This is a genomic window from Embleya sp. NPDC059213, from assembly GCF_042754445.1.
Lineage (GTDB): Bacteria > Actinomycetota > Actinomycetes > Streptomycetales > Streptomycetaceae > Embleya.
In genome coordinates this window covers 1-13167 of the sequence record NZ_JBHZAV010000062.1, presented here as the reverse complement: position 1 = coordinate 13167, position 13167 = coordinate 1, and the positions used below count along the sequence as shown (strand labels likewise).

At 72.2% G+C, this 13167-nt stretch carries 14 protein-coding genes; 8 read left to right on the top strand and 6 right to left on the bottom strand.

What is annotated here, in order from left to right; translation table 11 throughout:
- Positions 1 to 21 precede the first annotated feature (21 nt).
- Positions 22 to 795 (bottom strand): phosphotransferase, encoded by a 774-nt coding sequence (locus tag ACFXMF_RS23015; protein WP_379990122.1) that lies wholly within the window; start codon positions 793 to 795, stop codon positions 22 to 24.
- A 55-nt stretch (positions 796 to 850) separates the two neighbouring features.
- Complete coding sequence (locus ACFXMF_RS23010) at positions 851 to 1168, bottom strand: hypothetical protein (protein WP_360312987.1); 318 nt, start codon at positions 1166 to 1168, stop codon at positions 851 to 853.
- Positions 1169 to 1433: 265 nt separating this feature from the next.
- On the opposite strand from ACFXMF_RS23010, the gene ACFXMF_RS23005 reads away from it, so the two are divergent.
- Together ACFXMF_RS23005 and ACFXMF_RS23000 are read left to right on the top strand one after the other, a co-directional pair.
- Complete coding sequence (locus ACFXMF_RS23005; RefSeq protein ID WP_360312989.1) at positions 1434 to 2114, top strand: HAD-IA family hydrolase; 681 nt, start codon at positions 1434 to 1436, stop codon at positions 2112 to 2114.
- Positions 2115 to 2206: 92 nt separating this feature from the next.
- Positions 2207 to 2923 (top strand): L,D-transpeptidase family protein, encoded by a 717-nt coding sequence (locus tag ACFXMF_RS23000; RefSeq protein ID WP_360312991.1) that lies wholly within the window; start codon positions 2207 to 2209, stop codon positions 2921 to 2923.
- Positions 2924 to 2983: 60 nt separating this feature from the next.
- On the opposite strand, the gene ACFXMF_RS22995 is transcribed toward ACFXMF_RS23000, so the two are convergent.
- From ACFXMF_RS22995 to ACFXMF_RS22985, 3 genes are all read right to left on the bottom strand, one after another.
- Complete coding sequence (locus ACFXMF_RS22995; protein ID WP_360312993.1) at positions 2984 to 4249, bottom strand: TerD family protein; 1266 nt, start codon at positions 4247 to 4249, stop codon at positions 2984 to 2986.
- A 142-nt stretch (positions 4250 to 4391) separates the two neighbouring features.
- On the bottom strand, positions 4392 to 5315 hold the full coding sequence (locus tag ACFXMF_RS22990; RefSeq protein ID WP_360312995.1) for a TIGR03619 family F420-dependent LLM class oxidoreductase: 924 nt from the start codon (positions 5313 to 5315) through the stop codon (positions 4392 to 4394).
- Between the two features lie 104 nt (positions 5316 to 5419).
- Entirely contained in the window at positions 5420 to 6271 is an 852-nt protein-coding gene (locus ACFXMF_RS22985) for an SDR family oxidoreductase (RefSeq protein ID WP_360312997.1), read from the bottom strand.
- A gap of 109 nt (positions 6272 to 6380) precedes the next feature.
- On the opposite strand from ACFXMF_RS22985, the gene ACFXMF_RS22980 reads away from it, so the two are divergent.
- Together ACFXMF_RS22980 and ACFXMF_RS22975 are read left to right on the top strand one after the other, a co-directional pair.
- Entirely contained in the window at positions 6381 to 6794 is a 414-nt protein-coding gene (locus ACFXMF_RS22980; RefSeq protein WP_360312999.1) for a MarR family transcriptional regulator, read from the top strand.
- A 102-nt stretch (positions 6795 to 6896) separates the two neighbouring features.
- Positions 6897 to 7877 carry an LLM class flavin-dependent oxidoreductase gene (locus ACFXMF_RS22975; RefSeq protein WP_360313001.1) on the top strand — a complete coding sequence of 327 codons (981 nt, stop codon included), beginning with the start codon at positions 6897 to 6899 and terminating at the stop codon, positions 7875 to 7877.
- Between the two features lie 69 nt (positions 7878 to 7946).
- Here ACFXMF_RS22975 and ACFXMF_RS22970 read toward each other — a convergent pair whose 3' ends face one another.
- Complete coding sequence (locus ACFXMF_RS22970) at positions 7947 to 8705, bottom strand: hypothetical protein (RefSeq protein ID WP_379990121.1); 759 nt, start codon at positions 8703 to 8705, stop codon at positions 7947 to 7949.
- A 118-nt stretch (positions 8706 to 8823) separates the two neighbouring features.
- On the opposite strand from ACFXMF_RS22970, the gene ACFXMF_RS22965 reads away from it, so the two are divergent.
- The 4 genes from ACFXMF_RS22965 (at position 8824) to ACFXMF_RS22950 (ending at position 13121) form a co-directional block, all read left to right on the top strand.
- The gene (locus ACFXMF_RS22965) at positions 8824 to 9702 is read left to right on the top strand and encodes a metal-dependent hydrolase (protein WP_360313005.1); all 879 of its coding nucleotides are present in this window, start codon (positions 8824 to 8826) and stop codon (positions 9700 to 9702) included.
- Between the two features lie 147 nt (positions 9703 to 9849).
- The gene (locus ACFXMF_RS22960) at positions 9850 to 10569 is read left to right on the top strand and encodes a VTT domain-containing protein (RefSeq protein ID WP_360313007.1); all 720 of its coding nucleotides are present in this window, start codon (positions 9850 to 9852) and stop codon (positions 10567 to 10569) included.
- Positions 10570 to 10609: 40 nt separating this feature from the next.
- Complete coding sequence (locus tag ACFXMF_RS22955) at positions 10610 to 11548, top strand: hypothetical protein (protein WP_360313009.1); 939 nt, start codon at positions 10610 to 10612, stop codon at positions 11546 to 11548.
- Between the two features lie 226 nt (positions 11549 to 11774).
- A complete protein-coding gene (locus ACFXMF_RS22950) occupies positions 11775 to 13121 on the top strand; it encodes an NlpC/P60 family protein (protein ID WP_379990120.1) in 1347 nt (448 codons plus the stop codon).
- The last annotated feature ends 46 nt before the right edge of the window (positions 13122 to 13167 follow it).

The following is a 13167-nucleotide window of genomic DNA, read 5'->3' as shown; positions in this document are numbered from 1 at the left end:
CGGCACCCGGCTCCCGGGCGCTCAGCCGGCCGACGCCTCCCGCGTCCACATCCGCAACACCCGTCGGGTCGCCTCGTCCGCGCCGGGCCCGTACCTCGCGGGCGCCGTCGCGGCGATCGCGACCCGTACGTCCGCCTCCGACCGCCCCGCGCCCCGCGCGTACTCGGCCGGCAACGCGGCATTGAGCTCCGAGGCCGACTCCGGCTCGGCCGCGTGGGCCAGGATCAACCCGGTCAGGTCCTCGCCCGGCAGCCCGTAGCCCACATGCGACCAGTCCAACAGCACGAAGTCCTCCTCCCGCGCGATCAGATTCACCGGACGCAGATCCAGGTGGCACGGTACGTACGGCAGTTCGGCGGCGCGTTCCGCCAGCGGTCCGGCCGGGGACGGGGGTTCGAACAACCAGAGCGGCGCGTCCGGGCGCGGCGCGGCCTGCGCGGCGCCGAGTCGGCGGGCGAAATCGATCCATCGGGGCAGGTCCCACGTGGTCCCGGACCGCCCTCGCACGTAGTCGAGCCACAGCGCCACCGACCCGTCCGGTCGCCGGTCGGCCCGCAACGCCCGGGGCGCGGTCAGCCCGAAGGCGGCGTACACGGTGGGCGCGAAGCCGCTCTCGTACGCCTCGACCTCACGGGCCCAGTAGCGCGGATTGGCGGACGCCGTACCGTCCGGCGTCGCGAGTTTGAGCACCGCGTCGGCGCCACTGCCGCGCACATGCCAGACGTCGGAGTGCGCGGACAGCGGCGCGGCGCCCAGCGGGGAGCCCAGTTCGGGCGGTACGGATTCGATACGCACCGGCGGCGGCGCGGGGGGCTCGCTCAGGGTCGCCTCCGGGACGGTGCGCCTGTGGTCAACGAAGGACCGGGGCTCGGGGCGGGCGTCGGCGACCGATGTGGTGCCGGTAGGCGATCGGCGAATCGGGGCGGCGGGCGTGCCGGGCCCGTCCCGATCGCGCGGTGTGTCCGGTCGGCCGAGGCACGGCGGGCAGCGCGGCTGCGGCCGGCGCGGCGGTCGCGGTGGCGGGTTCGACCGCCGGTCGTGTGGTCGGCGGTACGGGTGTCGGATTCGGCAGGGCCTGGGGCCCCAACATGTGGTCCTCCAGCCAGGCCAGCCCGGGTATCAGCAGGAACATCACAATCAGTGCAAGCAGGGCGAGAACCAAGTACATGACGTCCGCCTGGGGGTGAGCGTGTCCGGGCCGTAGTGAGCCCCTAGCCGGTTGGGGTTGGCGCAAACGTGACGGTTAGGCAACGGGCCCGTCGTCCCAGGTCCGGAGATGATCGCTTCTGATAAACGGCTGAGCCGTGTGGGTGACGCCTCAAGGCGCCCTTCAGGGTGTCGTTCCAGGTGTCGTTCCAAGTGTCGTTCCAGGCGCGGTGATCACCCGACCGAAGTCCTCGACGCCGCCCCGCCGCTCCTGACAGCCTGGCCGCATGGCGAACGACGGCACCACGCTCGACTGCGACGCGATCCTGTTCGATCTCGACGGCGTGCTGGTGGACTCCCATCCCCTGATCGAACGCATCCTGCGCGCCTGGGCGCGCGACCGCGGCGTCGACCCGGACGTGGCCGTCGCGGCCTCCTACGGGCGGCGGGACATCGACCTGGTCCGCGTGGTCGCCCCCACGCTGGACGCCGAGGTCGAGGCGGCCTGGATCGTCGAGCGCGAGGAGCGGGACTTCACCGGCATCCGCCCGATGCCCGGCGCGGTCGGTCTGCTCGCCGCGCTGCCCGCGGCGCGCTGGGCCATCGTCACGTCCGGCACCCGCCGGGTGGCCCGCGGCCGACTGCGTGCGGCGGAACTGCCCGAACCGGTGTACATGGTCACCGCGGAGGACGTCCGCGAGGGCAAGCCGGCACCCGAGGGCTACCTGCGCGCGGCCGAACTGCTGGGCGTGCGGCCGGATCGTTGCCTGGTCGTGGAGGACGCGGAGAGCGGTGTGCGGGCCGCGGAGGCGGCCGGCATGCGGTGTCTGGGCATCGGCGCGGCCCTGGCCGAGGGCGAGATCGGCGCCGCGCTGGACGCGTGGGCTTCGGATCTGCGTCCGGTCGATCCCGAACTGGTCACGGCGGGACATGTCCGGCTGAACATTCACACGAATGGGTCAAACTAGGAACGCAACCTCTCGGGTCCCATTGGCGTCTACAAGGGTGCACGACTCGGGGAACATCCACATTTGGGTTTGGGTCGGAGAGGCACCACTCGATGAAGAAGACGCGTATATCCCTCGCGGTCACCGTGACCGCGATCCTGGCCTTGTCGGCCTGCAACTCCGGTTCGTCGAGTGACTCGAGCGCCAAAGCCGGAGCGCAGTCGCCGCTGCCCGCCACCTCCTCGTCCGCACCGGTGACGCCGGCGCCCGAGAGCACCGCGCCGCCGACCTCCGCCGCGCCCACGACCGGCGCGCCCACCAGCGCCGCGCCCAGCTCCGCCAAGCCCGGCACGAGCAAGCCGGCCACCACCGCGACGAGCAAGCCGCCGACGAGCAAGCCGCCGACCACCAAGCCCGCCTCGCCCAAGCCGCCGGCCGCACAGGCCGGGCTGGACGAGCGGTGCCTGACCGGCCGGGCGATCTGCATCGACAAGCGCACCGACCGGCTCACCTGGGTGATCGACGGCCAGACCCAGTACTCCACGGCCGTGCGCTTCGGCTCGGCCGAGACGCCCACCCGTGAGGGCGCGTTCAGCATCAACTTCAAGAGCCGCGACCACGTGTCGACGCTCTACCACACGCCGATGCCGTTCGCGATGTTCTTCTCCGGCGGCCAAGCCGTGCACTACTCGGCCGACTTCGCCGCCAACGGCTACAACGGTGCCTCGCACGGATGTGTCAACGTCCGGGACAAGGGCCTGGTGCAGCGGCTCTTCAACGAGACCCGGGTCGGCGACAAGGTGATCGTCTACCGCTCGGTCAAGAAGTAACCGCGACGACTCGACGATCGGCCACCGCCCGGCTCCGACGACCGAGCGGTGGCGACCCGATCAGCGCTCGCGCGGCGAGCGCACCGTCTTGAACTCCGCCGGTCCGGCGCCCATCTCGAACGTGCCGTCCGGGTGCAGCATCGGGCGGCGCTCCTGCATCAGCTTCGAGTACTTCTCCACGTGCTGGATCGAGACGCCGTCGGGGTCGGTGAAGTCGACCAGGGCGATGGCCACCCAGAACACCGCGCGCTTGTTGTTGAACAGCGGCACGTTCACGGTGGAGCCCTGGCCGTCGGTGACCTCGGCGTGCGCGCCGTAGGACTTGAAGCTGCCGAAGCCGTTCTCGACCGCGCTGTAGGCGCAGATCAGCACGTAACCCTGCTCGTCGGGCCGGGTGATTCGGACCGTCTCCCGGCCGGGGACCCGCGAGTCGCCGTCCAGTTGGATGTAGGGCGCGGCGGTGAGGCTGCCGAGTTCGCGGTAGTAGATCACCCCGTCCTTGTCGCCCTTCTTCGCGCCCACCTTGGACCTGGGCACGAACAGCGCGTAGAGGTCCAGGTCGGCGCCGGTCTTGCGGCGCGCGTCGTCGCCGCCGTCCCAGACCAGGGACGCGGTGACGGTGATCGAGCGATCGCCCTTGTCCATGTTGATCGTCGCTCGGCCGCCCTTGGCCAGGTCGACCCGGCCGAGCGGCTCCTTGGCCATCGAGATCGGCGCGGGCGCGGCCGGCGCGGGGGGCGCGGCGGGCTCCTTGACCATCACGTGCGCGGGCGCGACGGGCGCGGGGGTCGGCTCCGGTTCCGGCTCGTCCTCGACCGAGATGCCGAAGTCGGTGGCCAGCCCGGCCAGCCCGCTCGCGTAACCCTGACCGACCGCGCGCACCTTCCACGCGTCGCCGCGGCGGTACAGCTCGACCAGGACCGCGACCGTCTCGCCGCCCGCGAACGCGTCCGGCGTGTAGCCGATCCGCGCGTCGCCGGACACGGTGACCGCACCCAGGCCCGGCACCTGGCCCAGGGTCATCTCCGGGCGATCCGCGTCCGAGCTCACCACGACCACCACGCGGGCGATGTCGGCGGGCAGCTTGGCCAGTTCGACACTGACGTGGGTGGTTCCCGAGGGGCCGGCCGCCGTGCGCACCGCGCCGTCGCCGCCGACGGGATTGTTGAAGAAGACCAGATCCTCGTCGGTGCGCACCTTGTGCGCGTCGGTCAGCAGCACGGCGGACACGTCCACGACGTCGGTCGAGCCCCACCCGATGGAGACCTCGGCGCGGTCGCCGGTCAGGGGCGCGTTGGCGCCGGTGGGCAGCGTGACGTCGGACATGGAGGGCCCTCCCGCGTTGGACAAAGGCGCCGTTTCGCGCCCTGATCAGGGGAACGACCCTCCCGCCGACGACGTTCCGCAAACCGGGAACTTTCCCCAAGCAGAGGTAAAGCCCCAGCCGGCGGCGTCCCTCGGGGGCGACTCAGCCCCCGGACACCACCCGGTCGAACAACTTCCTGGCTTCGGCGAAGAACGCGGGCGCCTGCTCCGGGCCGGTACAGAACACCTGGATCGGCAGGTGCACGGCGGTCGCACCGGCGGCGATCACCTCGGGCGCGCCGGCCATCGTGGCGGCCAGGTCGAACCGCCCGGCGTCGTCCTTGACCATCGGCAGCGGGCCCTGCACACGCAGCGCCTTCGGGTCGCGACCGGCCGCGGCGAGCGCCTCGCGGATGCGGAGCACGTCCCGGGCCATGTCGGCGGTGGACAGGCCCATGATCGGAATCCAGCCGTCGCCGCTGTGCACGATCCGGTCCAGATTGCGCTTGTTGAGGGTGCCGCCGATCCACAGCGGCACGCCGCCCGCCTGTACCGGCTGCGGCGCGCAGTAGACGTCGGTGAAGTTCACCGTCTCGGAGGCGAAGGACGCGGGCAGGTCGGTCCACAGCGCCTTGCACGCGGCCAGCGTGTCGGTCAGCAGTCGTCCCCGGGCGTCCCAGTCCAGGCCGGCCGCGTCGTACTCCTCGCGCTGCCACCCGGTGGCCACGCCCAACTCCAGGCGTCCGCGCGAGATCCGGTCCAGCGTCGCGGCGGTCTTGGCGAGCAGGGTGGCGCTGCGCAGCGGGGCGACCAGGATGCCGGTGGCCAGGCGCACGTGGGAGGTGACGGCGGCGATCGCGGCGAGCAGGGTGAGCGGCTCGGGCCAGGCGGCCTCGGGCGGCGTGGGGAAGCGGCCCCACGTGTAGTTGTGCGTGTTGGGGCCCATCACCACGTGGTCGACCAGGACGATGCGGTCGATTCCCGCGTCGTCGGCGGCTCGGCCGACGTCCACGAAGCCGGGCCAGTCGTCGGCGGGCCAGGTGCCGAAGTTCGGCAGGCCGATGGAAAGTTGCACGTCGGTGGTCATGCGGATGCTCCGTCGGGTCGAGGTCGAGGTCGAGGTCGGTGCGGCCGAGGTGCGGCCGGGGCGTGGCCGAGGCGGGGCGGGGATTCCGGGGCCCGGGTGGCGGTTCAGCGCGATCCGGCGTACGGATCGCGGCCGGCCACCGCCGCGTCGATCACCGCGTCGCCGAACGCGGCCCGGGCGTACTTCTCGAAGGACGGCGCCCGGCGCAGCTCGTTGCCGCCGTCCACGGCCAGACTCTGGCCGGTGGTCCACGAGGATTCGGGGCCGGCCAGGTGGCGGACCGCTTCGGCGATGTCCTCGGGCAGGCCGGTGCGGCCCAGCGGCTTGTTCGCCACGAAGCGCGCGATCATCTCGGCGTCGCCGAAGATCCGGGCCTCCTCGTGCGAGCGCACCAGGCCGGGACGGACCGCGTTGACCCGGACGCCGGCCGCGCCCAACTCGTCCGCGGCGGCCCGGACCAGTGCCTCCAGGCCCGCCTTCCCGGCCGCGTAGCCGCTCAGGAACGGCATGGTGAGTTTGGCCGCGGTCGAGGACACGCACACGATCGCGCCGCCGCCGCGTGCGGCGATCACGGGCGCGGCGTACTTGATCGCCAGGAACGCGCTGTGCGTGTTGCGCCGCAGGTCGGCCAGGAACGCGTCGTCGTCCATGGCCAGGATCGGCGCGGTGCCGCCGCCGCCCACGGTGGCCACGCAGACGGCGAGTTCGGGGCCCGCCGCCCGGACCGCGGCGCGGATCCCGTCGGTGGTGCAGGCGTCCGCCGCGACGACGCGCACCTGGGTGTCGGCCGGAGCCGAGGCGCGCAGTCGGTCGGCCGTCGTGGCGAGCACGTCGGGGCGCCGCGCGGTGAGCGTGACCGAGCAGCCGTCGCGCAGCAGCCGGGCCGCGCACGCGGAGCCGATGCCGCCACTGCCACCGGTGACCAGGGCCATCCGACCGGCCAGGATTGCGGGCATGGGCGGGTTCCTCCCGGGGTGAGCAGGGGAACTGACGACATGTCAGTTCCGCGTCGACGTTACACCTCGAATCATTCGAGCTGTAACGAAGTTCGGCTAGAGTGTGGCCATGACCACGGGGGAAGGCGAGCTGCCGGGACTGACCGCGCTGCTCTACGCGGCCACCGCACGGCTGGACGCGCACTTCGCCGCGTGCGCCGGCGCGGTCGGCCTGACCGCGTCCCAGGCGAACGCCGTGCACGAACTCGCCGAGCCGCTGGGCATGCGCGAGCTGGGTCGGCGGATGTGCTGCGAGCCACCCAACGTGACGTTCGTGGTGGACCGCCTGGAGGAGCGCGGCCTGGTCGAACGCCGGCCGCACCCGGGGGACCGCCGGGCCAAGCTGATCGCGCTCACCGCCACCGGCGCCGAGCTGCGCGAGCGCCTGTTCGCCGCGCTGGCCTGCGATCCGCCGCTGACCGGCCTGCCGGACGCCGACCGGCGCGCCCTGCGGGTGCTGCTCGACCGGGCGTTGCACACGTGACGAGGCCCGCCCTGGTTCTCGGCGACCCGCGCGACTAACCTGACGCCCCATCAGAGAGTGCGGCGCCGCTCATCCCGGCGACGCCGGGGACAGGAGTACGGCATGGCTGTGTTCGCGCTGCGTTTCGACTTCCGCAATCCGGCTTTCGCCGGGACGAGCATGGGGGAGCGCTACGCGGCGGCACTCGACATGGTCGAATGGGCCGATCAGCGCGGGTTCTTCATGGTCACGCTGTCCGAGCACCACGGCTTCGCCGACGGCTACCTGCCCGCCCCGCTCCAGTTCGCCGCCGCGATCACCGCGCGCAGCCGGAACATGGGCGTGACCATCGCGGCGATACCCGCGCCGCTGCACGACCCGCTGCACCTGGCCGAGGAACTCGCGGTGCTCGACCTGCTCAGCCAGGGCCGGGTCAACGTGGTGCTCACCAACGGCTACGTCGACACCGAGTTCGCGATGTACGACGTGCCGATGCGCGAGCGGGCCAAGCGCACGGTGGAGACCGTCGAGACGCTGCGCAAGGCGTGGACGGGCGAGGAGTTCGAATTCCGCGGCCGGACCGTGCGGGTGACCCCCGAGCCGTTCCAAAAGGGTGGCCCGCCGATCATCCTGGGCGGCAGCGTCGAGGCCGCCGCCCGCCGCGCCGCGCGCATCGCCGACGGGTTCATGCCGTCCAACCCGGCGATCTGGGAGTTCTACCGGGACGAGAAGGTCAAGCTCGGCGAGGAGGACCCGGGTCCGTACTTCGGCGGCGACACCAGCTTCTTCCATCTCTCGAACGAGCCGGACCGGGACTGGGACAGGATCGCGCCGCACGCGCTGCACGAGGTCAACGCCTACGGCGAGACGATGGCCGCGGCGGGCACCGCGGGCGTGGGCGGCTATGCGAGCGTCACCGACGCCGACGCGCTGCGCGCGGGTGGGCAGTACCGGGTGATCACCCCGGAGACCCTGGTGGCCGAGCTCAAGGCGCAGGGCGACGCGGCGTTCGCGATCCTGCACCCGATGATGGGCGGCATCCCGCCGGAGCTCGCGTGGGAGAGCCTGCGCCTGTTCGAGAACGAGGTGCTCCCGAACCTGTAGGCACCGCGGCCGTGCCGCGCACCCCGACACCGCGGTCGGGGCGCGCGTCGCGGCCGAATCGTGCGCGCGTCAGTGGTGCGGTGCGCCCGCGACGAAGTCCTTGGTGTGGTCCCACCACGTGCGCCGGTCGGGCGGGAAGCGGCGCAGCGAGCGAGCCAGCTTGGTGTCCGCGTGCGGCGAGGTCCGCCCCGGGCCCTCCTTGTACCGCCAACGCGCCCAGGGCGACTCCGGCTTGGCGATGCGCAGCGCCGACACCATCGCGACGAACGGTACGAAGACCCCGATCAGCCCGGTGGCGACCTTGCCCTTGGCCAGCGCGCACAGGGCGAAGGCCAGATTGAACACGACCACCGTCGCGGCCACCGGCTTGCTGTCGCCGTCGCCGAGGCCGAGCGGGTTGGCGCCGACGAACAACAACAGGCCCATCGCGGCGGTGATCAACACCGCGTCCACCGACTTGCGGCCGTCCGCCGCCCAGTACACGTCGTCCAGGTGCACGAGCAGCGCGAACTCGTCCAGCGTCAGCGCGGCGCCCATCCCGAAGCGCCCGGCGAGCACCTGTCGCAGCGCGCCGCCCGGTTCGTAGGCGAACTCCAGCGCGCCCGCGATCAGCATCAGGAAGATCCCGTACACCTGATGGTGCACGTGCACCTTGCCCACCATCATGTTTCGGAACGGGCCCTTGCCCGCACGGATCAACCGGGTGATCAGGCGGGTCACCGCGAACGTGAAGATGAACGCGACGAGCATCCAGCCGACGCCGTGTGGCCCGGCCTCGGCGTCGCCGGCCAGTCGCGCCGTGGTCGAGATCCAGCCTTGGTGGTGCACAAACCGTCCCTGCTCGCGATTCCCGTGTGAGGAGGATTGTCCATGATCGAATGGACCGAATGGCGCCACTGCCGCACCGGCACGATGGCGACCGGATCGAATCGAGGTTAGGACGCACATGGCCCTCCCCACGACCTCCACCGAGGTGACCTTCCCGGCGGGCGCGATCACCGGCGACGCGCCGATCCTGGCCGCGCCCGTGTTGCCGGACGGGCGGACCGCCCTGGTGGTCGCCAGGACGCCGTTCCACCCGCTGGACCACACCTGGCCGGACCAGCCCGCCGACACCGGAGTGATCCGGGTGGCGGGCGCGGAGCTGACCGTGTCGGACTGTGTCACCGGCGCCCTCGGCCCGGCCGGCGAGTTCGCGGTGGGCGAGGCGATTCCGGTCCGGCGCGGCGACGAGGACTGGTCCTGGCTCGTGCTGCACGTCCTGGACCGGGCCCCGGGCGATCCGGGCGAGCTGGTCGGGGCGCGTGCCGAGTTGGCCGTGGACGCCGACCGTCGGGCCGCGCTGAGCGCCGCGCACACCTCGTGCCATCTGCTGGCGTTCGCGCTCAACGCGGTGCTCGCGCCGCGCTGGCGCAAGGAGGTGCGTACCGACAGTCTCGGCCGCCCCGACTTCGACAACCTGGCGATCACCTCGTCCCGGATGGACGAGGGCGGCAGCCGCGACGACTACCGGATCGGCAAGTCGCTGCGCAAGAAGGGCTTCACCGCGGACGGCCTGGCCGCGGAACTGCCCGGCATTCGCGACGAGGTCGAGGCGCTGTTGGCGCAATGGCTGAAAACCGATGCCGAGGTGCGGATCGAGGTGCCCGGCCCGGCGCTCACCGCCCGTCGGGAGTGGCACTGCGGCCTGCCGGACGGCGACGCGCACATCGCGTGCGGCGGTTCGCACCTGGGTCGGCTCGGCGAGCTGCGCTCCCTGGGCATCGACCTGAGCATGGACGAGGACGGCGCACTCGTCGCGCTGACCCGGCCCGAGCGCGGCTGATCCCGTCCCGAGGAGCGTCGCCTCGGCCGGTCGGGAACCGGTCCCACGATGCGGACGTTACCTTCGGAAGGAATTCTCTTTGCCTAACCATGACCTGGTCGGGGGACTTCCGACGTCCGCCATCACCCGTTCCAGGAGGCTCGCGCCGTGAACACCATCGCCCTGGGTCCATCGTTTCTGGACCCCGACAAACTGATCTCGACGTTCGGTTTGATCGGCATCCTGGTGATCGTCTTCGCCGAGTCGGGGCTGTTGATCGGCTTCTTCCTGCCGGGCGACTCGCTGTTGTTCACCACCGGACTGCTGGTCTCGGACGGCAAGTTCTCCCAGCCGCTGTGGCTGGTGTGCCTGCTGCTGTGGGCCGCGGCGGTGGCGGGCGACCAGGTCGGCTTCCTGTTCGGCCGCAAGGTGGGGCCGTCCCTGTTCAACCGGCCCGATTCGCGGTTGTTCAAGCGCGAGAACGTGGCGAAGGCGCACGAGTTCTTCGAGAAGTACGGGCCGCGCTCGATCGTGCTGGCCCGGTTCGTGCCGATCGTGCGCACCTTCACCCCGATCGTCGCGGGTGTGGCCGCGATGAAGTACCGCACGTTCGTGGTCTACAACGTGATCGGCGGCCTGCTGTGGGCGGTCGGGGTCACCCTGCTCGGCCACTCGCTGGGTCAGGTGGGCTTCGTCCGGGACAACATCGAGTTCATCCTGATCGCGATCGTGCTGATCTCGGTGGTCCCGGTCGCGATCGAACTCCTGCGCGCCCGTTCGGCGTCGCGCAAGCGGACCGCGGCGGACCGGCCGGAGTCGGCCCCGGGTCGCGGTCGGCACCGCGCGAGCGACGACCGGCCGGACGCGGAATCGGGTCCGCGGCGCTGAGCCGTACGGGTCGGTCCCGGCCGCCAATAGAGTTCACGCCATGCGCGCTCAACTTCTGGCCCGGGCAACCCTGCCGTCCCTGTGGAGTCTCGACCGCATCCCCGGTGCGGCGGCCTGGCTCGCGCACGGGGTGGACGGTTCGCTCGTCGTGCTCGACGACTCGCTGAGCACCGTGTGCGAGGTGCGATTGCCCGAGGATTGGCGGGGTGGCCACTCGGTCACCCCCGACCTCGGGTACTTCGTCGCCTCGGCACCCGATCGAGTGGTGGTGTTGGACGGACAGGGGCGCGAGGTGTGGGCCCATCCGCACACGCCGTGGGAGCCCGAGGAGGCCGGCTCCTGCGCGGTCACCGCGGCCGGGATCTGGGCGGTGGTGCGCACCGCCGAGGGTGACCGATGCGTGCTGCTGGACGGCGCGGACGGCAGTGCGCTCGCGGCCTGGCCGCTGGATCCGGCCACCGTCGGCTCCGAACTGATTCCGCATCCCGACGGTGTACACGTGGGCCTGGCCGCGTCGCACGCCGACGACGCGTACCGGGTCTTCGTGCTCGGCACGGACGCCCCGGACCGGGTGGCCGAGGTGCCGCCGGGGGAGAGCCGGGTGCTCACCGACGTGCACGGCTCCGGTCGGATGATGCTCACCACGCCGATCGAGGCGGGCCCGCTCGCGCTGGTGCGCTACCCGGACGGCGCGGTGATAGCGGCCCGGCCGGGGGAGCAGGTCTTCCCGGACCCGGACGAGGTGTTCGACATCTACGCCGGCTTCGTGCGCCGCGACCTGGTGCTCGCGGCCTCCTCGGGCGAGCGGCACGTGTTGTTCTCGGTGCCGGACCTGCGGGCGATCGCCGAGGTCGAGTATCCCGAGGACGCGCCGCGCGAATGGCTCGTGGTGCGCTCGGACGGCGTCTGGCTGACCGCCGACGCGGAGTCGGGCGCGGTGTGCATGTGGTCGCTGGAGCAGTCGGCGGCGGTCGGCTGAACGCACGACCGGGCGTGATCGGGGCGCGTTTTCGGCCGGCCGGGTCGCCGCGCTGCCGAGACCCGGGTGCGGGACTGATGTTCGAGTGACTCCCGAGGGATAAGCCCATTAGCGGGAAATATGTCGCTTATGGTGCGATTGTGAACGCCGGTCGTTAGGTTGGGAGATCTGCCCGGAACCGGGATCCCCGGTTCTCTTCGGTGCCCGCCGCTTGGAGGGAGACCGCATGCCTGGACCGTTCATCCGCGCCGCAGTCCCTGCCGGACTCGCCGCCGTTCTCGTTTTCACGATCACCCCCGCCGCCCTCGCCGACGACCCCGCAGGCTCCGCCTACCCCGGTGCCGACCAGGTCCGCCAGGCCCGGGACGCGGCCACCGGCAAGGTCGACGACATCGGTCGGATCGAGGCCGAACTCGACCGCGAGACAACCGAACTCGGGCGCCTGGACGTCCGCGCCGAGGCCGCCGTCGAGGCGTACGACGGGGCCGTGGTGCTGCGCGGGCAGGCCCGCGATCGGGCCGTGGTCGCCGACGGATACCTGCGTACGGCGGACGCCCGGCTGACCCGCTCCCGGGACGAACTCGGCCGGCTCGCAGCACAGACCTACCGGATGGGCGGCGGCGCGCGACTGGGCACCTTCCAGGCGGTGTTGGGCGCCGACTCGCCCGCCGACCTGCTCTCCCGCATGGAGGGCATCCGGCGGATCTCGCAGGACGGCGAGGACACCCTGCACCGCGCCACCATCGCCGTCCGGGACGCGGCGAGTGCCAGGACCGATGCCGAACACACCGCGGAGACGGCCACCCGAGCCGCCGAGGCGGTCCTCGCGGCCAAGGAGCGGGTCGAGGCCGAACTCGCCGAGCAGCAGCACCGCGTCGGCGAGGTCGCCGCCCGGCGCACCGAGTTGCTGAGCGAACTGGCCACGCTGAAGCAGACCTCGGTCGACCTGGAGACGCAGCGCCGGGACGGCCTGGCGGCCGAGGCCCGGCGTCGCGCCGAGGAGGAGGCCCGGGCCCGGGCCGAGGCCGACGCGGCCCGCGAGGAGGCCGACCGACAGGCCGAGCAGGCGCGGGTGGTGCGCGAGGCCCGGGAGCGGGAGGCGGGCAAACCCACGAGGACGAACGCGCCGGCCAAGCCCGCCGATGGCCCCGACCCGGTGACCGCGACCCGACCCGACCCGCCCGCCGAGGCCCCCGCGGCCGACGGCGCCGGCGCGGCCACCGCGATCGCCTACGCGAAGGCGCAACTGGGCAAGCCCTACGTCTGGGGCGGCGAGGGCCCACGCGGCTACGACTGCTCGGGCCTGGTCATGCAGGCGTGGCGCAAGGCGGGCGTGACGATGACCCACTTCGCCGCCACGCAGTACTTCGAGAGCACTCCGGTGTCGTACCGGAACCTGCGCCCGGGCGACCTGATCTTCTGGACCGAGACCAAGAGCGCCTCCGACATCCACCACGTCGCGATGTACCTGGGCGGCGGCCGGATGATCCACGCGCCGCGCACCGGCGACGTGATCAAGATCAGCAACATGTTCTACATGGGCACCCCGGACTACTACGCCCGCCCGTCCTGACCCTGTCCCCGACCGCCGCAGTGCTCGACCGCTCGACCGTTACGAC

What these genes read in the sequence shown, in the direction of transcription:
- ACFXMF_RS23010 (WP_360312987.1), bottom strand. Translation starts at nt 1,168, where the DNA reads ATGTACTTGGTTCTCGCCCTGCTTGCACTGATTGTGATGTTCCTGCTG.
- ACFXMF_RS22965 (WP_360313005.1), top strand. Translation starts at nt 8,824, where the DNA reads ATGGCCCTCCCCACGACCTCCACCGAGGTGACCTTCCCGGCGGGCGCG.
- ACFXMF_RS22975 (WP_360313001.1), top strand. Translation starts at nt 6,897, where the DNA reads ATGGCTGTGTTCGCGCTGCGTTTCGACTTCCGCAATCCGGCTTTCGCC.
- ACFXMF_RS23005 (WP_360312989.1), top strand. Translation starts at nt 1,434, where the DNA reads ATGGCGAACGACGGCACCACGCTCGACTGCGACGCGATCCTGTTCGAT.
- ACFXMF_RS23000 (WP_360312991.1), top strand. Translation starts at nt 2,207, where the DNA reads ATGAAGAAGACGCGTATATCCCTCGCGGTCACCGTGACCGCGATCCTG.
- ACFXMF_RS22990 (WP_360312995.1), bottom strand. Translation starts at nt 5,315, where the DNA reads ATGACCACCGACGTGCAACTTTCCATCGGCCTGCCGAACTTCGGCACC.
- ACFXMF_RS22955 (WP_360313009.1), top strand. Translation starts at nt 10,610, where the DNA reads ATGCGCGCTCAACTTCTGGCCCGGGCAACCCTGCCGTCCCTGTGGAGT.
- ACFXMF_RS22995 (WP_360312993.1), bottom strand. Translation starts at nt 4,249, where the DNA reads ATGTCCGACGTCACGCTGCCCACCGGCGCCAACGCGCCCCTGACCGGC.
- ACFXMF_RS22950 (WP_379990120.1), top strand. Translation starts at nt 11,775, where the DNA reads ATGCCTGGACCGTTCATCCGCGCCGCAGTCCCTGCCGGACTCGCCGCC.
- ACFXMF_RS22985 (WP_360312997.1), bottom strand. Translation starts at nt 6,271, where the DNA reads ATGCCCGCAATCCTGGCCGGTCGGATGGCCCTGGTCACCGGTGGCAGT.
- ACFXMF_RS22980 (WP_360312999.1), top strand. Translation starts at nt 6,381, where the DNA reads ATGACCACGGGGGAAGGCGAGCTGCCGGGACTGACCGCGCTGCTCTAC.